The following is an 18,357-nucleotide window of genomic DNA, read 5'->3' on the forward strand; positions in this document are numbered from 1 at the left end:
AAGTTGGATATCTTGTGTATCCAATCTGGAGGAGGGAAGGCATGGGTTGGACTGTCGGAGTGGACGTCGGCGGGACCTTCACCGACTTTTACGCGCTGAACTCGTCGACCCAGGACGTCTTGGTCCATAAGCGTCCGTCCACTCCCGATGATCCATCCCGCGCCATCCTCTCTGGCCTCGTCGAATTGGCGGAAGGTTCTGGGGTCGATGTCGGCGCCGTCTCACAATTCGCGCACGGCACAACGGTAGCGACGAATGCCTTGATCGAGCGCAGCGGCGGCGACGTCGCGGTGATCACGACCAGGGGATTTCGCGATCTGCTGGAAATCGGGCGGCAGGTCCGTCCGAAGATCTACGACCTCAAGGCCGATGCTCCGTCGCCCGTCGTGCCGCGACAAAAGCGTTTCGAGGTCACCGAGCGAATAGGTCCGCGCGGGGAGGTCGTGACAGCGCTCTCCGATGCCGAGATCGACGCCGTGGTCGAGCGAGTCGCTGCCAGCGGCGCGGAATGTTGTGCGGTCTGTCTGTTGTTTTCATTCCTGAACCCTGCACACGAGCGCCGCATCGGCGCAGCGTTGCGCAAGCGGTTGCCGGAATTGCACGTGTCGGTGTCCTCTGAAGTGCAGCCCGAGTTCCGCGAGTATGAGCGCTTCTCCACCACGGTGCTGAATGCCTACCTCCAGCCAAAGGTCACACGTTACATGGCTCGTCTGGCCGCGGCTCTCGAAAGCCGTGCAGCCGGCGCTGCGATCGGCATCAGCCAGTCCGCGGGCGGCTTGATGGCGATCGATCGGGCGGGGCAGTTGCCAATTCGTACGGCGTTATCTGGACCAGCGGCGGGCGTCGTCGGCGCAGTTGCCGTCGCGGGTCGCTCGGGCGAGAGCGAACTGATTACCCTCGATATCGGAGGGACAAGCACGGACGTCTGCCTCATCGAAAACGGCGCTGCAGCCATGACCTATGGCCGCGATATCGCCGAGTTTCCGGTTCGTCTGCCTTCCATCGACATCAACACTGTTGGTGCCGGTGGTGGCTCGATCGCGCATATCGGCCCGGATGGGCTGTTAAAAGTGGGGCCGGAAAGCGCTGGTGCGGTCCCCGGGCCTGCCTGCTACGGCCGTGGTGGTACGTTCCCGACAGTGTCGGATGCGAACGCCTATTTGGGGCGCCTTCCGGCCGCTCTGGTCGGTGGCGGCATGACGCTCGATCGTGCCGTATCCGAGCGCGCGATTGCTCCGCTTGCGGCGCGGCTCGGGCTCGAGCTGCCGGAGACGGCGCTCGGCATCATCCGCATCTGCGTCTCGAACATGGTTCGTGCCATCCGTGCGATCTCGGTCGAGCGCGGCTACGATCCCCGCGACTTCACGTTGATGCCGTTCGGTGGAGCTGGAGGGCTGCACGCCGCTGACGTGGCTGAGGAGCTATCGATCCGGAAAATCCTCGTGCCGCTCTCGCCAGGCATCCTTTGTGCGGAGGGCGTGGCGATGTCCGATGTGCAGGAGAGCTTCGTTGCGACGTGTCGCGTCAATCTGGACGGTGATTTGTCTCCCATAGTCGAGGTCATCAGAAGCTTGACCGATCAGGCGAAGACGTGGGGCGATGGTGCAAAAGGACTCATTCTCAGCACGTCTCTCGACATGCGCTACGTTGGCCAGAACTATGAACTCCCGGTGCAACTCGACGAAAGCGATCGCCTACCGGCGGTTGGTAAGTTGCGCGAGCGCTTCCTGGCCACGCATCAATTGAAATACGGGCATAGCGACCCGACGGCGGCCATCGAGCTCGTCAATATCCGTCTGAAGGCGCGCATTGCGCAAGAGCGCGAAGGTGATCCGCAACTACGCGAGGCGGCTGCGGACGGAAAGCGAATGTCGGTCACTGCCTGGTTTGACAAGTCAGGGCCGGTCGAAACCACCGTGGTGCATCGGTCCAAATTGGATCCCGGCGAGGTGCTGCAGGGCCCGGCAATCGTTACCCAGTTCGACTCCACGACTGTCGTGCCGCCGCGCTGGTCCGCCCGTGTGGACGACGCGCGCAACATTATCATGGAGTTTCATCCATGACCGAGGCAGGTCTCGATCCGATCACCTTGGAGATATTGTGGAACGGCCTGCGGTCGACGACGGATGAGTGCTTCCTGACCATCCAGCGATCTGCATTTTCGACCAATATCAAGGAGCGTCACGACCATTCGGTGGCGATCCTCGATGGAGATGGCCGCCTTGTCGTGCAGGCGGAAAACGCGCTGCCGATCCATCTTGCTTCGATGAGCGGTCTCGTCGAGATCCTCAAGGGCAGGTTTGCCGGAGATATCGGGCCTGGTGACATTTTTGTTGGAAACGACCCGCATGTCGCCGGTGGCACGCATCTGCCCGACATAAATCTCGCCGCCCCGGTGTTCATAGATGGCAAGCTCGTCGCATTCGTCTGCAACATCGCGCATCACGCCGATGTTGGTGGTGCGGCGCGAGGGTCGATGTCCGGTGGCTTGACCGAGATTTATCAGGAGGGCCTTCGCATTCCGGTCGTTCGACTGTATCGCGCGGGCGAACTGGTTGGCGATATCTTCGATCTCCTTCTTCTGAATATGCGCCTGCCGACGGAGCGAAAAGGCGATCTCAATGCGCAGATCGCAGCATGCCGGCTGGGTGTCGAGCGCCTTCACGACCTCTGTGGTCGCTATGGGCTCGGAAAGATGGAGACTGCGTTCGATGAAATCATTGAGCGCAGCCGTACGCGGATGCGCTCTGCGATTGCAGCGCTGCCGGATGGTGAGTGGTCGAACAGCGATGTGATGGACGATGATGGCGCTGGTCAATCCGATATCGCCATCGCCCTGACTGTACGCAAGCGTGGAACGGAGGCCATCTTCGATTTCACGGGGTCGGCTGGGCAGGTCGCTGGTAACATCAACCTTACGCTCAACGCCGTTCGATCTTCTGTGTGCTACGCCCTGAAGGCCTTGCTCGACCCTTCGATGCCCAACAACGAGGGCGTTGTGCAGGCTTTCGAAATCGTGGCCCCGCTGGGCACCATCGTGAACTGTGTTGCGCCCGCTGCGGTCGCCTTGCGCGCCAATACCTGTCAGCGCGTGATTGACGTCGTGCTTGGTGCACTTGCCAACGTGTTGCCCGAGCGCGCGATCGGATGCGCTAATGGCGCGAATACCAGCATGGTTTTCGCCGGGACGAACCCGCAGACCGGACAACCCTACGTCTACCTGGAAACCCTCGGCGGTGGCATGGGCGCTCGCAACGATCGGGATGGCAAGGATGGCGTGCAGGTCCACATCACCAACACCTCGAACCTGCCGGTCGAGGCGATCGAAATGGAATATCCGTTGCGCGTCGAAGAGTATGGCCTCGTGGCCGACTCTGGCGGTGCGGGGACTTACCGCGGCGGTCTCGGTCTGCGTCGCGTCGTCCGGCCGGTCGGTCATACCTGCGAGTTTTCCGGCGTAGGCGAACGTTTCCGCCATGCGCCAGGAGGGGTCTTCGGAGGCGAGCCCGGTCGGCCCGGCCGGTTCCAACTGCACCAGTCTGATGGCTGCGTCGAGCCGCTTCCTCCCAAGCCGACGGGCATGAAGCTCACGCCTGAGGTGGCGGTCTCCGTCGAAACGCCGGGCGCAGGCGGCTATGGCCCCCCGAAGGATCGCTCGCCAATTTCGATTGCCGAGGATGTTGCCGCTGGAAAGTACTCCGCTTCGTTCATTCAGCGCCACTACCAAGAGTCGAGTGGGAGTGGTCAGGGGAGCGACCCACAAACACGTTTCGTCCCGATAGGAATGGAGGCCACGGCGTGAAGACCGCAGCGAGCACCTACCGGGGGATCATTACCGCGACTCCGACGCCCGTGACAGCCTCGGGAGAGATCGACGGCCTGGCCGTTCGAAAACTTGCCGAGCATCTCGTCTCGGAAGGCGCCGATGGTCTCGCTCCCGTTGGAGGGACGGGTGAATATGTGTCGCTCACCCCGAAGCAGCGGCGACAGATGGTGGATGCGACGCTCGAAGCGGCGGGCGGTCGCGTGCCAGTGATTCCGGGCGTGCTGTCGCCGGGATTTGGCAAGACGATGGCCACTTGCCGCGAGTTTGCCGCAGCCGGCGTTGACGCGTTGCTCGTGGTGACGCCTTACTATGCGCGACCTACGCAAGGCGGGATCGTCGACTACTTCAAAAGATTGTCGGACGCTGTCGAGGCCGATCTGATGCTCTACGAGATCCCGTACCGGACGGGCATCTCGTTGACGCCCGAGACCGTGGACGCGTTGGCACGGCAAACCCGCGTCGTCGCCATGAAAGCCTGCAACCAGGATCTCTCGGTTCAACTGCGCGCCATGCAGCTCGCTGGCGCTGAAATATCGATCCTTACCGGCGAGGAAAATGTCTTCCCGCTTCACATCGCCATGGGCGCGCGCGGTGGTCTGCTGGCGACCTCGTGCTTGTTCCCGCGAATTTGGGCCGAATTGTACCGCCTTGCTTCCGCAGGAAAGCTCGATCAGGCGAAGACATTGCATGCCGAGCTCATGCCAACCGTCAACTTGCTCTATCGGGAACACAATCCAGGACCGCTCAAGGCCGCGTTGGCCATGTCCGGCTTTCCCTCAGGAGAGACGCTAACGCCTCTTCTGCCGGTGAGCGAGGAAACCCGACAACTGTTGGCGAAGGCGCTCCCAGTCACCTTGGAGCGAGAAAGAGGCTTGCCGAGTTTCAAGTCCACTGCCGCCTGACGCTTTTTCACGATGGGAATTTGGAGGAGGGTCTCATGTCTGAATGCGATAACAGTTCACCTGTAGCTCGGCTGTCGCGGCGTCGCCTGCTCAGGAGTATCGGGGGAGGCGCCGCACTGAGCCTAGCTGCGCCGTTTGTGCTACGGCACGGCCGCGCCGAGGCCGCTTCCAAGAACCTGGTCTTTGTGACCTGGGGTGGCACCTACCGCAGTTCGGTCGAGGAGGGGCTGATCAAGCCCTTCATGGCCGAGACGGGCATCAATGTGACGGTGATCGATACGCCAGACCTCGCCAAGGTGAAGGCGCAGGTGACCACCGGCAACGTCGAATGGGACGTCTTTGATGCGCCCGGTGCGATGGGCACCGCCGGTTCGAAGGCGGGATACTGGGAGCCGCTGAGCTCGTCACTCTTCGATGCTTCGGACTTGTCGATAGCGGCAACGGCGGATCTGGTGCCCTTCTACACTTTCGCGGGCGGGATTGCTTACGATCCCAAGCGCTATCCGGAGGGCAAATATCCCAAGAACTTCGCCGAGTATTTCGACGCCAAAGCCTTTCCGGGGCGCCGCACTTTCCGTAACCGCCCCAGCGAAACGCTCGAGGCCGCCCTCCTGGCGGATGGTGTTCCTCCTTCCAAGATCTATCCGCTCGACGTCGATCGCGCTTTCAAAGCACTCGATCGGATCAAGCCGAGCGTCGCCAAATGGGTCGACTCGACGCCACAGACGATCACGCTGCTCCAAACGAACGAGGTCGATTTCAGCTATTCGTACGCCTCGCGCGTAAGGACAACGGGCGTAACTGGCGCCGGCATGGCCTTTTCCTTCGCCCAAACACTGAACGGGCTGGAATACCTTGCAGTGCTGAAGAACGCGCCGAACAAGGAGAACGCACTGAAGTTCGTCTCCTATGCCTTGCAGCCGGCACGGCAGGCAGCGGTTATGGAGCTGCTCGGCAACACCCCGGTCAGCAAGAAAGCATTGCCGATGCTCTCGGCCGATACGCGAAAATGGCTGCCCGACATGAGTTTCGATCAGAATCTGATCATGGACGAAATGTGGTGGTCGGACAATTTCGAAAAACTCAGCCGTCGCTTCAAGGAGTGGGTGCTTACGTGAGTACTCCAGCGACGAAGATCATGATCGGAACCTGACCTTGAGCGGTGTCGAGAACTCACGGGCGGCGGCGGCCTACGTCTCCCCAGCGGCGATTGTGTCGCTGGTGATCGCGGCGGTGCCGCTGCTCTTCATTCTCTTCACCAGCGTGGACGGACGAGGGCTCTCACCCGAGGCCTTCGAGAACCTTCTCTCGAGCACGCTGTTTCGGCGCTCCCTCTACACGACTATCGAGATCAGCGTTTCGGCCTCACTGATCAGTCTCGTGCTCGGTTATGCGGTCGCGTTGCATCTAGCGCGCCAGTCGCCGCGGCGGCGTGCGCTCTACATGGTGCTGGTGCTGCTGCCGTTCTGGACCAGCATCCTGGTCAAGAGCTACGCCTTCACTGTTATCCTCGGACGGGAAGGCGTGATCAATTCGCTACTGAGCTGGGTGTCGGGCTCGCACATCGCTTTGCCGATGATTCTCAATCGCTTCGGTGTGATGGTCGGCATGACAAATTACCTGACGCCGTTCATCGTCTTCCCCGTGCTGGCAAGTCTGCTCGCGATCGATCCGGCGCTGTACCGCGCCGCCGACATCATGAGCGCGCGGCCGATGCGGATCTTCTTCACGATAACGTTGCCGCTCAGCCTGCCGGGTGTCATGGCTGGAGTTTCCAGCGTGATAGTGATGTCTCTCGGCTTCTTTATCATCCCGGCCCTGCTCGGCGGGCGGCAGGACGTGATGCTGGCCAATCTGGTCGATTTCTATACGCGCGAGACGCTCGACTGGAACATGGCCGCGGCGATTGGCGTGTTGCTGCTCGCCATGGTCGTCCTGCTCTCGGCGCCGGCGCTGTGGATCCGCCGTAATCGGCTCGTCGGGAGCACGTGATGTCCATCGCCTTTGACCAACGCGATCCGCTAAAACGTCGCTATCGCCGTTTCGGTACGCTGCTCGCTGGTCTTGTCTACGCCTTTCTTCTGGTGCCGAGTCTGATCGTGATCCCAGTTTCGTTCGGGACGCAGCACGAGATCCGCTTCCCTCCGCGCGAGTTCTCGGTCGAGCTCTACAGGATATTCTTTTCCTCGACCGCCTGGACCGGCCCGCTATTGCAGAGCCTGAAGGTCGCGCTCATTGCAACGGTCGTCGCATTGCTGACTGCCGTGCCAGCCGCGTACGGTATCGTCCGCTACGAATTCCGCGGCAAGCGAGCAATCACGCTGCTGATGATGAGTCCGCTCGTCATCCCGGCCATCGTCATGGCGCTTGGCTTGTATCTATACTTCTCATATGTGCGCGTCACCGGAACGACCTTGGCGCTCGTGCTCGGCCACACGATCTATGTGACGCCGTTCGTCATCGTGATGATCGCTGCCGGTGTTCAAAAACTTGATCCGAACCTCGAGTTCGGTGCGACCCTAATGGGCGCCGGTCGCTATCGCATGTTCACCTCGGTGGTGCTGCCGCAGCTCGCGCCGTCGATTTTGGCGGGTGGCCTCTTCGCATTCCTGATCTCGTTTGACGAGGTCGTGATCTCCTGGTTTCTTGCCTCGGCGACGACCACGACACTGCCAGTGAAAATGTACTCGAGCATCCAGTGGGAGATCTCGCCTGTGATTGCGGCGGTCTCGACGATGCTGACCGTCCTTTCCTTCGTCATTTGCATGCTGACCGCAGCGCTTCAGCGTCCGGGTACGCCGGGACAATGACAGCGGGAGTTCGCGCTATTCTGGAGGATTGAGGCCCATGCACAGATCAAGTCACGATGAAGAAGATCTCGTTGCGCTGCGTGCTCGTGTTGCGCTCGCCAACAAGTTTGCCTGGACCGTGGTCTCCGGCCTTACTGCGATTTGCTTCCGCGAGCGGGGTGAGAAGGCGTTGAACGACATCTGGGCTGCACTACTGTCTTCGGAGCAGAAGGCCCGCTTTCAGTCGGCATTGGTCAAACTCGGCATTCACGACGATCCGCCAGCGCTTGCCGCGGCCAAATACCACTACTTCAGCAATTCGATTGGCGGCCTGAACATGCAGCTCATCGAAGAGAGCCCGAAGAAGGTATGGATCCGCTATCTCTCGCCCTGGGGCACGTATCCAGGCATCTCCGCACTTGCGGTTCCCGCTTCGGTACGTCGGACGATCCTTTCGACCTGGCATCCCCGCAACGGTAGTCTTCTTGGCTGTCCGCGGCTTGGTTGGGTGGCGACCAAGTTTGTGGCCGAAGGACACCCGTACGACGAAGGCTACTTCCAGGAATATGATCACGACCTGGCACCTGATGAGTGCTTTCGCGTGGAGCATGTCGAGCGGACACCGGAATTCGACCCCGAGCGGGCGCCGAAGCTCGATCCTGCGATATGGCCGGAGGCGCGTTGGCTGAAGGGTAGCTACAGCTACGGTGTCGATTATGTGCAGCACGTCATTCAAATCATGTATCGGCTTTTTGGCGCTCCGGCAGCGTGCGACTTGGTAGCGACCGGGATGCGGTTGCTCGCGGTGCAGTTCGGTCCGGATCTTGCCAAGGCAAGCGGCGAGGAGGGGGCCTCGCCGGCAGCCATCGCCGCGAGCTTTGCTTCGATGCTGCGCTCGTTCCGGAACGAATGCAGCATCGAACGAACGTCGGCGGATCGCGCCGTGCTTCGCATTTGCGGATTCATGCCCTTTTCCTACGAAGCCGATGAGGGGCTTCGCCAAGCAGTCTTCGGACTTTTCGCGATGATGACACGTCTCCGCAACGGCCACGTTGCGATTGAAAGGACCTTCGATGCTTCCGGCCAGGCCGAGAGCTGGACGCTGACGGATGAAAAGCGCTGGCTCTGGTAGCGAGACCGTGATGCGCAAGCAGACCGCTTGGTTTTCCGACCATGAAAGCGTGCCGCTTCTTCTCGAGCGTTGCGCGCGGGATCGGTCGGACCACGTGTTTTGTCGGCAAGGCGCCGAATTCACCACGTGTGCGGCCCTCAACTGCCGTGTCAACCGGGCGGCGCATGGTTTTTCGGAGCTTGGTGTCGGCAAGGGTACTCACGTCGCAGTGATGCTCGGGCACCACCTTGATCACATCACCATCTTCTTCGCGCTGATGAAGCTCGGCGCCGTGCAAGTGCCGATCAATGTCAATCTCAGGGGGCCGGGTCTCGCCTATATCATTGACCATTCGGCGCCCGAGCTGCTCGTCGCCGATGGCGATTATGCGGAGAATCTGGATCCTATCCTGGCCGAGCGGCCGAGCATCCGGCAGCTGTGGCGAGACCGGGCTCCGGCTGATCGGCGAGCCTTCGCCTCGATCGGCACCATCCTGTCGCACCCAAACGACGCCAATCCTGGTCTGGATGTCCGCGATGATGACCTCCGCACCATCCTCTATACCTCCGGCACCACGGGGCCTGCCAAAGGCGTGGAGATGACGGATCGTATGCTGCGTGCAGCGGCATTGGGATCGATCTGGATCGGGAATATCCAGCCGGGAAGCGTGCTTCATTTCTGGGATCCGATCTACCACGTATTTGGCAGCGAGGTGCTCGTGCTCTCGTTGATGGTGCCGGTCACGCTCGCCCTGGTCCCGCGCTTCAGCGCCTCGCGATTTTGGGACGAGGTGCGGGAATACGGAGCCACCCATATCCATTTCGTCGGCGGCGTGCTCCAGCTCCTGTTGAAGCAACCGCCAACGGAGAAGGATCGCGACCATGGGGCCAGAACTGCGTGGGGTGGCGGTTGTCCGGTCGGTATCTGGCGTGAATTCGAGGATCGTTTCGGGATCGAGATCCGCGAAGGATACGGGATGACCGAAACCTCGAGCTTCAGTGTGATCAACACTGAAGGCAAGGTGGGCGCCATCGGCAAGGCGGTGGACTATTTCGAGGTCGAAATCGTCGACGAAAACGGTGCTTTGACCGCGCTGCGCGAGGTCGGGGAGATCAGAGTCGCCGAAAACGAGCGCGGGGTTATGGTGGCACGCTACCACAAGGACCCGGAGACGACCGGCAAGACGATCCGAGACGGCTGGCTTTATACCGGGGATATTGCCTATCGGGACGAAGGCGGCTTCATCTTCTTCCTCGGGCGCAAGAAGGACAGCCTCCGTCGTCGTGGCGAGAACATTTCCGCATGGGAGGTCGAGCGGGTGATCAATGATCATCCGTCCGTCGAAGAGAGTGCCCTCATTGGCGTGACGAACGAGTTGGCCGACGAAGATCTGAAGCTCTTCGTCAAGATGAAGCCTGGCCAGGAGCTCACAGCCGCTGAACTCCTGAGGTGGTGCGAACCCCGTCTGGCCTCATTCCAAATCCCGCGCTTCGTCGCCTTCGTCGACGAATTCCGGAAGACGCCAACCCAGCGCATCCAGAAGCAGTTTCTCTCAAAAGCGATCGATGACGGTTGCTTCGATCGTGAGCGGATAATCGCCGCGAATACCTGAATCATCCGAGGATAAGATGCAGCTTGAAGGTAAAACAGCAATTGTCACCGGTGCCGCGCAGGGCATCGGTGCCGCGACTGCACGCGAATTCATTGACGAAGGTGCCAACGTCGTCATCGCCGATGTCCAGGATCAGCGTGGCGCCCAGCTCGCCGACGAGCTCGGCGAGCGCTGTCGCTACACCCATTGCGACGTTGGCGACCTCGATCACGTCACGCGCCTCGTCGAGAAGACCTGCGACTGGTTCGGCGGAATCGATGTCGTTGTCAGCAATGCCGGCATCAACCAGAACGCGGAGATTCTGGATATTTCGGAGGCCGATTTCGATCGGGTGTTGCGCGTCAATCTCAAGGGTGGCTTTCTGGTTGGGCAAGCCAGCGCACGCAAGATGGTCGCTCAAGGTCGTAAAGGCGTGATCATCAACATGAGTTCGATCAACGCCGTGGTATGTAGCCCTCATATCGTGCCCTACGCGGTCAGCAAGGGCGGATTGAACCAGCTGACTGCCGTGATGGCTCTCGGCCTTGCCAAGCATGGTATTCGTGTCAACGGCATCGGGCCGGGCAGCATCGAAACGGAGCTGCTCGCGCAGATTGTCAACACCGATCCCGCTGCTCTCAAGAATATCCTGTCACGAACTCCGATGGGTCGTCTCGGCCAGCCCGAGGAGATCGCGAAGATCGCCGTTTTTCTGGCGAGCGATGCTTCGAGCTACATGACCGGCCAGACCATCTACGCGGACGGCGGAAGGCTTCCGCTGGCATACACAGTCCCGGTACCGGCATGATCCCTCGGAAGCGGACGGAGGTGCTCGCCATGACAGCCATCGAAGGTGCGTCTGCGCCGATGATCAGGCTTGATGGCATCGGCAAGACTTATGGTGATTTTACAGCACTGCATCGCACCGACTTCTCGGTTCGTAGGGGGGAGTTCCTCACGCTTCTGGGACCGAGCGGCTCCGGAAAGAGCACTATCCTCAACTTGATCTCCGGCGCTACGGGAGTGACCTCTGGCCGGATCTTCATCGATGGGCGCGATGTGACCGAGGTGCCGGCACGCGAGCGCGGGATCGGCATGGTCTTCCAGAACTATGCGCTGATGCCGCATATGAACGTCTTCGACAACGTCGCGTATCCCCTGAAGATCAGGCGCTTTCCAAAGGCCGAGATCGCAGACAAGGTTCGCGATGTGCTCGCTCGTGTAGGGCTCACCAGTTTCGAGGCGCGTAAACCGCGCCAGCTCTCCGGCGGCCAGCAGCAACGTGTCGGTATCGCCCGCTGTATCGTCTATTCACCCAAGATCATCCTGATGGACGAGCCTCTCGGCGCGCTCGATAAAAATATGCGCGACCAGATGCAGGAGGAGATCAAGCGTCTTCACACTGAGCTTGGAACTACGATCGTCTATGTGACGCACGATCAGGAGGAGGCGTTGAATTTATCCGATACCGTGTGCCTGATGGAAAGTGGCCGTGTCGCCCAGATTGGGCCTCCGGAAGAGCTTTATTTCTCTCCAGCCAATACGTTCGCGGCGCAATTCATCGGCGAATCCAACCTCTTCGACGTTGTCTCGGTGGGAGACGGTCTGCTTCGCTCGTCGGATGGCGCAATATTCCGGCCGGCGCGATCCGCAAGCGCTGAGAAAAAGGTGCTGGTTCGGCCCGAGAAGCTGCGTATCATTTCCGAAGAGCGTCTGCCAACTGGCGGCGTAAACACGCTTTCGGGCGAAGTCGATCACGTCTCATTTGTCGGGGGTATGACGCGTGTGACCGCGCGCCGGACCAACGGCGCCACTTTCGTCGCCAAGAGCATTTCCGAGCGAGCTGCCCTTCGCGTGCGTCCGGGCGACTGGCTCCACGTTGCATGGGATGAGGGCGACGTAATCCTGCTGAATGGGTAATCGATGTCTGAGGCGTTTCTCATCGCACTTCGAACTATCGCGGACACGCTCCTGATCGAGGAGCCGACCGAGATGCAGCCGTATCTCGTCGATTGGCGGAAACGCCACGAAGGGAGCGCATTGGCAGTTGCGCTGCCGGGATCGACCAAGGCCGTTTCCGAGATCGTCAAGCTCTGCGCCGATTATTGCGTACCGATCTATCCACAAGGTGGAAATACGAGCGTCTGTGGCGGATCGGTCCCAGACATGCGAGGCAACGGTATCGTCGTTAACTTGCGCCGAATGAACCGGATCTTGTCGGTCAATCCCCAAGACAACTCATTGGTTGTTGAGGCTGGCTGCGTGCTGGCAAATGTGCAGGAAGCGGCTCGCGCGACGAACCGATTATTCCCGATGAGTCTCGGCGCCGAAGGCTCCTGCCAGATCGGCGGAAATATCGCGACCAACGCCGGAGGAACTGCGGTCGTCCGTTACGGAAATATGCGCGATCTCGTTCTCGGCATCGAGGCGGTACTTGCGGACGGAACAATCTGGAATGGCTTGCGCACGCTGCGCAAGAACAACAGTGGCTATGATCTGAAGAATCTTTTCATCGGTTCGGAGGGAACGATCGGGATCGTCACCGCTGCCGCCCTTAAGCTCTTTCCGCAGCCTCGCCACACGGTCACTGCGCTTGTTGCAGTTGCCTCGATCGAGGATGCAGCACAGCTCGCCACCGACGTTCAGAATCAATTCCCTGGTACGGTGTCTGCCGTCGAATTAATATCCGAGAGCGAGTTCGCGCTTGTCGTCACGCACATTCAAGGCACGGCAAATCCATTGTCCAATCGAGCACCCTGGTATGTTCTGGTAGAGCTGGCGGGCGCCGAAGCCGAAGATGTGATGTCGGATCGGTTTATGTCAGCCTTGGAAGCGTCGGTGAACACAGGAGCTGTCGCCGACGCGACCATCGCCACCAGCGAGCGCCAACGGCAGCAGCTCTGGCACATCCGTCACCATGTCACCGAGGCGAATGTCAAAGGAGGCATGGGCCTGACTCATGATATCGCTGTGCCCCCTGCGAAGATTCCCGTGTTTGTTCGACGCGCCGAGGCGGCCCTAGCGTCGGCATTTTCCCAGGCTGTTCCAGTCGTCGTTGGCCATTTGGGAGACGGCAATCTGCACTACATCGCCATGTTCAGTCACGCTGATTGGTCTGCCACGGTAGACAAGTCCGGATGTGCGAGTGCCGTCGGTCGTCTCCTGTATGACATCGCATTCGATCTTGGGGGCACTTTCAGTGCGGAACACGGGATCGGCTCAATTCATCTGCGGGAGATGGCGCGTTACAAGCTGGCTGTGGAAGTGGAATTGATGAAGAGAGTAAAGTCTCTGTTCGATCCGGCTGGCATCATGAATCCCGGCAGGGTTTTGCCAGACTCCAATATCGGTTGAACTTTGAGTGGTTGGACATGCAGCACGAAGGGCGCCCGTACCTGAAAGAGGCGCTCAGCAATCGACAAGTGAGATTTCGGAAGTGCGATGACATCCAAAGCAGGATTGGTCGCGAACATCCGCGCGAAACGGATATCGGCTGGTGGAGCTTCGCGATCCGAGCCCTGGTTCAAGCCTTGACCTTCACTTCGATGAGGACATTGCTGTACTCCCAGTCGCTGGTGTTGATCAGCTCGTGTGGAATGCCAGGCTCCCGCCATAACACTTCGCCGGGCGATTCGACGGTGTCGCGTTCGCGTCCGTCGTCGAAAATCATCCTGTTCTTGCCCTTGGTGATCGGGACCACCAGGTAGGGGAGCAGATGCTGATGCCATGGCTGACGCTCGCCGGGCTGGAGATGAAGGCCCCAGACCCGGATCTCATCGTTCTCGAACAATATCTTGTCGCCGATCGGGCCAAGCTCACGGGTGGTCATGGATGAACTCCTGTTGCTGATGGGAGGTTGCGCGCTGCGTCGGGTCGGACAATCCGATCGTAGATAGTATCGATTGCCTCGCCCATCCGCAGGATCGCCGCGACATGGTCGTCCGGCCGGATCAGAACGATGGTATCGGCCATGCAGCCCAGGCGCTTGCGCAAGGCGTCGCCGACATCCAGCAGACAGCGACCGCGAAGACCGGAATCGAGCGGAGCGTCCCTTCGGGACACCAGCAGATGTCTCAGTCCGGGCCTATCGGCCGGAAGCGCCGGCCTCGGCCGCGGGTCTGTGAAGTGGAGGCACAGAAATGTATCGTCGATGAGTTCGTGAAGCCGAACCGGCCGACCGTCGGGGCCATGAAGCTCCGCATCCGGAACGCGGTCGCCCACATGAAGCGGTTCCCATTCTATTCGAACCATCGACCAGTCGCCGGTCTGCTCGACATCCAGGCGCACGCCCAGCATGGTCCGCGTCATCGCATTGGCCCACCGGTCGCCCGACATTGCCTTCACGTTTCGCTGCTCGCCGAGCATGTAGCGGCGGGCGGCCTCGGCCATTTCACCGGATCCCTTTGCGGCAACCGGATGCTGTTCGTGAGCGTATCCATCGAGAAGGCTTTCATCCGCCCAACCACGCATGACCCAGGCCAACCGCCATGGCAGGCTGATCGCATCGAGCATGCCGGTATTGAGACCGAGCGCCCACATCGGCGTGATCAGATGTGCCGCGTCGCCCATCAGGAACACCCGTCCGGCGCGCCACTTCGACGCAATGCGATGGTGAATCCGGTAGGTGATCGTGTTGAGGATCTCGAAATCGCCAACCTCTCCGATGAACGACCTCACCTTGTCGGCGATCACATGCTGCGAAGGCTCTTCGGCGTCGGTCGCGAGCGGAAACAGGAAGCGCCAGCAATGCGGCTGGCGTACCAGGATCATCCACTCGGCCGGATCGGCGAAATAGGCGAGGTAAGGATAGTCGCGTGGCGTCGCCACGTCGAGATCGGCCCGGATGTCGACCAGGAACGTGCGCGCGTCCAGCGTTTCGCCCTCGATGGCAATGTTCAGGGCAGAGCGGATAGTGCTGCGTCCGCCGTCGCAGGCGAGGAGGTAGGATCCCTCGAAGGTCTTGCGGCCGGAAGGGCTGTCGAAGGTTGCGCAAACCTGGTGGGCGTTCTGGGTGAACTCGACGAGGCGATGTTCGAGATGGGTTGCGCCTGGCGCGCGCGCCTCTACCGAGCGGTGCAGGATCGGCTCGAGGTGGTGCTGCGGCAGGTTGATGACGAAGGGGTAGCGTGTGTCGCCTGCCAGCACGGCGGTCTCGACCGAAGGACGCATCTTGCCGGACGCGCGTTCGATATCGCCGATCTCGTCGACGCGCAGGGCTGCCGATAGCACATCGTCGGCCACGCCGTAGCGACGGAAGACTTCCAGCGTCCGGGTGAGGATGGTGCCGGCCTTGGTGTCGCTCGATAGCGTCCCGTCCTCTTCAAACAACAGGAAAGGGATTCGATAAAACGCCAGGGCCAATGCGGCAGTAAGGCCGACGGGACCTGCGCCAACGATCAAGACGGGTTTCATCCGGGCCTCATCCGACGTTATCGTCTGTTGCGGAATAGGCGGTGTCGCGGCTGATGATCGAGGCCGTCATGGTTGCAGCATCCGACAGCAGGAAGAGCAAGGGGCCGACCACGTCTTGCGGGTGGCCGACGCCAGTCGAGCGCCGCCAAGCGGCATCGTCCTCACCGGCATTGGCTGCGCGATATTGCGGCGTGTCGACCACGCCGGGAAAAACGAGGTTGAAGCGCACGCGATGCTGTGCAACTTCCTTTGCCGCGCTCTTGACGAAGGCGATCAGCCCGGCCTTGGTGGTCGCATAGGCGGACGCGCCGGGCCATCCCTGATGAGCCAGTCCGGACGAAAACGCCACGATCGCGCCAGCCCGTCGGGCGATCATGCCGCCGATCACGGCCTGGTAGCACCAAACCACACCGTCGAGATTGATTCGCATCACGCGCGCCCACTCCTCGGGCAGCATCGCCTGCACCTGCGTCCGTGGCTGAATGGCGGCGGCGCAGACCAGGCCGTCGATCTTGCCGAACTGCCGCTCGATCTCGTTGATGGCATCGAACACGCGCGATCGATCCCCGACGTCGACCCGTTTGAACGCTATCCGCGGATGGGCGCCGGCAACCGCGCCCATCGCCACCTCGTCGACGTCGAGTACGATCACCTGGGCACCGGCTGCGGCGGCTGCCTCCGCAAGAGCACGGCCGATGCCGTTCGCTCCGCCGGTTACGACAAGCACTCCGCCAGTGAAGTCGAACCGGGCACGCATGTCAGTGTCCCGATGCGGTCGGCGGCAGCCACGGCGCGACCAGGAGTTCGACGGCCTCGACGAGAAGATAGGCAATGACGCCAAGCATCGACAGCGCGAACAGGGCTGCAAAGGCTAGCGGTGTATCGAGTTGCGAGGTTGCGGTCAGGAGCAGGAAGCCGAGACCTTCACTGGAACTGACGAACTCGCCGATCACCGCGCCAATGACGGCCAGCGTCATCGCCACCTTCGCGCCGGTCATCACGAAGGGGAGCGCCGCAGGAAATTGAATCTTCAAGAAGATCTGGAGCGGCGTGGCGCGCAGGCTGCGCGCCAGCTCCAGTAGCTCGCGGGGTGTCGAGCGGAGCCCGGCGGTGGTGTCCACGATGATGGGAAAAAAAGCCACGAGCCAGACGATCACGAGCTTCGATTCGATGCCTGTGCCGAGCCAGATCATGACGATCGGAGCCAGCGCAACCTTGGGGACGGACTGCAGCGCGATCAGGATCGGGTAGAACATCAGGTTGAGTGGGCGGGAATTGGCGATGGCGACCGCCATCGGCAGCCCGACCACCATCGCCAGCAGAAAGCCGCTGAGTGTCTCCTTGAAGGTGATCCAGCCCTCGCTGAGCAGGATCGGGAAGCGGCTGATGAAGGCGGCGACCACCTTGTCGGGTGTGGGAACAACGACGGTCGGAAGCTGGCCGATCCAGCAGATCATGACCCAGGCTACGACAATCAACGCCGCGCCGGTGAGCGGATAACCTATCCGGGACAAGCTGCCGCGCATCAGTTAACCTCGCTTGCGGATGCCGCGGGAATGACGCCGAGAGCCTCGCTCGCGAGGCGCTCCAATGCTGTGAAAGTCGCTTGGAAACGCGCCTGCTGCAGGCGTGGATAGGGCAGGTCGACGGCGATCTCCTTGACCACGCGCGCGGGACGCCGGCTGAAAACCAGCACCTTGTCCGACAGGTAGATCGCCTCGGAAATCGAATGCGTCACGAACAACACCGTTGCATTGGTCTCTTTCCTGATCCGCAGCAGTAGATCGTTCATCTCCAATCGGGTGAATTCGTCGAGCGCGCCGAACGGCTCGTCCATCAGCAGCAGGGCCGGCTGGTGGATGAGGGCGCGACACAGCGCGACCCGCTGCTGCATGCCGCCGGAGAGTTGATGGGGCCGCGCCGACATGAATGCGGACAGCCCGACAAGATCGAGCAGATCGGTCGCCCGCTTGCGGGCGGTGGCGTCGTTCTTTCTCAGGATCTCCATCGGAAACAGGACATTGTCGAGCACGCTACGCCAGTGCATCAGGCTCGGCGCCTGAAACACGAAGCCGTAATTGCCGAGCGGTTCGTTCACCTCGCGGCCGTCGATCGCAACGCTGCCCGAGGTCTTGGGGATCAGCCCGGCGATGATGCGCAGCAGCGTGGTCTTTCCGCAACCGCTTGGCCCGAGGAAGGATATCAGCTCACCCCGCGTAAATTCAAAGCTCGCGTCATCGAGCGCGACTACTGGTTCGCCGCCGGCTCGGCCAGTGTCAGACGGTGAAAATATCTTGCGGACGTTTTTGATCGAACCGAAGGTCATCGCAGGTATGGACTGGGTGCGAGGGGCTGAGGGCTGGGTCGGGCGTTGACAGTACGGCCGCGTCGCTGTTGGCGAAGGCGACCGCCGCATGACGTGATCGGGGGGCCATTGCACCGACGACGGTCGCATCGGCGAGGGACGTCGTAACAGACGAAGTCCGCGCTCCTGCGACAGTATGGGCCTTTCGGCACTTGCGGCATTTGGCCCAGTTCTTGCGTTTTTGAGAGCCGGGTGCACGCAACATCGTTCGCGCGACCGCTGCGCCGGGCGCATTGCAGTGCATTGGCCAGCCGCTTCGACGGCTCTCTCAGCAAGCCTGCGGCGACAAATCCGGTATACATTTTCTGTGAAATATCTTATGATATATTAATTGTCAATTTCGCTGGCGCGCCGCCCATGA

General features: G+C 60.9%; 16 protein-coding genes. 11 read left to right on the forward strand and 5 right to left on the reverse strand.

Annotated features, from left to right (window positions below):
• Nucleotides 1–59 precede the first annotated feature (59 nt).
• From NLM33_RS01690 to NLM33_RS01740, 11 genes are all read left to right on the forward strand, one after another.
• Nucleotides 60–2,063, forward strand: coding sequence for a hydantoinase/oxoprolinase family protein (locus NLM33_RS01690; protein WP_254094106.1), 2,004 nt, complete (start codon nucleotides 60–62; stop codon nucleotides 2,061–2,063).
• Nucleotides 2,060–3,802, forward strand: a complete 1,743-nt coding sequence (locus NLM33_RS01695) for a hydantoinase B/oxoprolinase family protein (protein WP_254094107.1) — start codon at nucleotides 2,060–2,062, stop codon at nucleotides 3,800–3,802. The genes NLM33_RS01690 and NLM33_RS01695 overlap by 4 nt, the downstream gene beginning before the upstream one ends.
• On the forward strand, nucleotides 3,799–4,728 hold the full coding sequence (gene dapA / locus NLM33_RS01700) for a 4-hydroxy-tetrahydrodipicolinate synthase (protein WP_256570508.1): 930 nt from the start codon (nucleotides 3,799–3,801) through the stop codon (nucleotides 4,726–4,728). Before NLM33_RS01695 ends, dapA begins: the two co-directional genes overlap by 4 nt.
• A 20-nt stretch (nucleotides 4,729–4,748) precedes the next feature.
• Nucleotides 4,749–5,846, forward strand: a complete 1,098-nt coding sequence (locus tag NLM33_RS01705) for an ABC transporter substrate-binding protein (RefSeq protein ID WP_254094109.1) — start codon at nucleotides 4,749–4,751, stop codon at nucleotides 5,844–5,846.
• Between the two features lie 37 nt (nucleotides 5,847–5,883).
• Nucleotides 5,884–6,720, forward strand: a complete 837-nt coding sequence (locus NLM33_RS01710) for an ABC transporter permease (RefSeq protein WP_254094111.1) — start codon at nucleotides 5,884–5,886, stop codon at nucleotides 6,718–6,720.
• The gene (locus tag NLM33_RS01715; protein WP_254094113.1) at nucleotides 6,720–7,538 is read left to right on the forward strand and encodes an ABC transporter permease; all 819 of its coding nucleotides are present in this window, start codon (nucleotides 6,720–6,722) and stop codon (nucleotides 7,536–7,538) included. The genes NLM33_RS01710 and NLM33_RS01715 overlap by 1 nt, the downstream gene beginning before the upstream one ends.
• 169 nt (nucleotides 7,539–7,707) lie before the next feature.
• A complete protein-coding gene (locus tag NLM33_RS01720) occupies nucleotides 7,708–8,649 on the forward strand; it encodes a hypothetical protein (RefSeq protein WP_254094115.1) in 942 nt (313 codons plus the stop codon).
• A 10-nt stretch (nucleotides 8,650–8,659) separates the two neighbouring features.
• Nucleotides 8,660–10,240, forward strand: a complete 1,581-nt coding sequence (locus NLM33_RS01725; RefSeq protein WP_254094117.1) for an AMP-binding protein — start codon at nucleotides 8,660–8,662, stop codon at nucleotides 10,238–10,240.
• A 16-nt stretch (nucleotides 10,241–10,256) separates the two neighbouring features.
• Nucleotides 10,257–11,027: an SDR family NAD(P)-dependent oxidoreductase gene (locus tag NLM33_RS01730; RefSeq protein WP_254094119.1), complete on the forward strand. Its 771-nt coding sequence runs from the start codon at nucleotides 10,257–10,259 to the stop codon at nucleotides 11,025–11,027.
• 29 nt (nucleotides 11,028–11,056) lie between these two features.
• Nucleotides 11,057–12,139 carry an ABC transporter ATP-binding protein gene (locus NLM33_RS01735; protein WP_254094121.1) on the forward strand — a complete coding sequence of 361 codons (1,083 nt, stop codon included), beginning with the start codon at nucleotides 11,057–11,059 and terminating at the stop codon, nucleotides 12,137–12,139.
• A 3-nt stretch (nucleotides 12,140–12,142) separates the two neighbouring features.
• Nucleotides 12,143–13,573, forward strand: coding sequence for an FAD-binding oxidoreductase (locus NLM33_RS01740; RefSeq protein ID WP_254094123.1), 1,431 nt, complete (start codon nucleotides 12,143–12,145; stop codon nucleotides 13,571–13,573).
• Between the two features lie 169 nt (nucleotides 13,574–13,742).
• Here the strand turns inward: NLM33_RS01740 and NLM33_RS01745 are convergent, their stop codons facing one another.
• Genes NLM33_RS01745 through NLM33_RS01765 form a run of 5 tightly spaced genes read right to left on the reverse strand, consistent with a single transcriptional unit; the run spans nucleotide 13,743 to nucleotide 17,957 of the window.
• A complete protein-coding gene (locus NLM33_RS01745; protein WP_254094124.1) occupies nucleotides 13,743–14,048 on the reverse strand; it encodes an AraC family ligand binding domain-containing protein in 306 nt (101 codons plus the stop codon).
• Entirely contained in the window at nucleotides 14,045–15,631 is a 1,587-nt protein-coding gene (locus tag NLM33_RS01750) for an FAD-dependent monooxygenase (RefSeq protein WP_254094126.1), read from the reverse strand. The genes NLM33_RS01745 and NLM33_RS01750 overlap by 4 nt, the downstream gene beginning before the upstream one ends.
• Before the next feature lie 7 nt (nucleotides 15,632–15,638).
• Nucleotides 15,639–16,388: an SDR family NAD(P)-dependent oxidoreductase gene (locus NLM33_RS01755; protein ID WP_254094128.1), complete on the reverse strand. Its 750-nt coding sequence runs from the start codon at nucleotides 16,386–16,388 to the stop codon at nucleotides 15,639–15,641.
• A gap of 1 nt (nucleotide 16,389) precedes the next feature.
• Entirely contained in the window at nucleotides 16,390–17,157 is a 768-nt protein-coding gene (locus tag NLM33_RS01760) for an ABC transporter permease (protein ID WP_254094131.1), read from the reverse strand.
• On the reverse strand, nucleotides 17,157–17,957 hold the full coding sequence (locus NLM33_RS01765) for an ABC transporter ATP-binding protein (RefSeq protein ID WP_254094133.1): 801 nt from the start codon (nucleotides 17,955–17,957) through the stop codon (nucleotides 17,157–17,159). The genes NLM33_RS01760 and NLM33_RS01765 overlap by 1 nt, the downstream gene beginning before the upstream one ends.
• Between the last annotated feature and the right edge of the window lie 400 nt (nucleotides 17,958–18,357).

Origin of the sequence: Bradyrhizobium sp. CCGUVB1N3, from assembly GCF_024199925.1 — a bacterium.
Classification (GTDB): Bacteria; Pseudomonadota; Alphaproteobacteria; order Rhizobiales; family Xanthobacteraceae; genus Bradyrhizobium.

What these genes read in the sequence shown, in the direction of transcription:
- NLM33_RS01755 (WP_254094128.1), bottom strand. Translation starts at nt 16,388, where the DNA reads ATGCGTGCCCGGTTCGACTTCACTGGCGGAGTGCTTGTCGTAACCGGC.
- NLM33_RS01740 (WP_254094123.1), top strand. Translation starts at nt 12,143, where the DNA reads ATGTCTGAGGCGTTTCTCATCGCACTTCGAACTATCGCGGACACGCTC.
- NLM33_RS01750 (WP_254094126.1), bottom strand. Translation starts at nt 15,631, where the DNA reads ATGAAACCCGTCTTGATCGTTGGCGCAGGTCCCGTCGGCCTTACTGCC.
- NLM33_RS01730 (WP_254094119.1), top strand. Translation starts at nt 10,257, where the DNA reads ATGCAGCTTGAAGGTAAAACAGCAATTGTCACCGGTGCCGCGCAGGGC.
- NLM33_RS01715 (WP_254094113.1), top strand. Translation starts at nt 6,720, where the DNA reads ATGTCCATCGCCTTTGACCAACGCGATCCGCTAAAACGTCGCTATCGC.
- NLM33_RS01735 (WP_254094121.1), top strand. Translation starts at nt 11,057, where the DNA reads ATGACAGCCATCGAAGGTGCGTCTGCGCCGATGATCAGGCTTGATGGC.
- NLM33_RS01745 (WP_254094124.1), bottom strand. Translation starts at nt 14,048, where the DNA reads ATGACCACCCGTGAGCTTGGCCCGATCGGCGACAAGATATTGTTCGAG.
- NLM33_RS01765 (WP_254094133.1), bottom strand. Translation starts at nt 17,957, where the DNA reads ATGACCTTCGGTTCGATCAAAAACGTCCGCAAGATATTTTCACCGTCT.
- NLM33_RS01760 (WP_254094131.1), bottom strand. Translation starts at nt 17,157, where the DNA reads ATGCGCGGCAGCTTGTCCCGGATAGGTTATCCGCTCACCGGCGCGGCG.
- NLM33_RS01725 (WP_254094117.1), top strand. Translation starts at nt 8,660, where the DNA reads ATGCGCAAGCAGACCGCTTGGTTTTCCGACCATGAAAGCGTGCCGCTT.
- NLM33_RS01695 (WP_254094107.1), top strand. Translation starts at nt 2,060, where the DNA reads ATGACCGAGGCAGGTCTCGATCCGATCACCTTGGAGATATTGTGGAAC.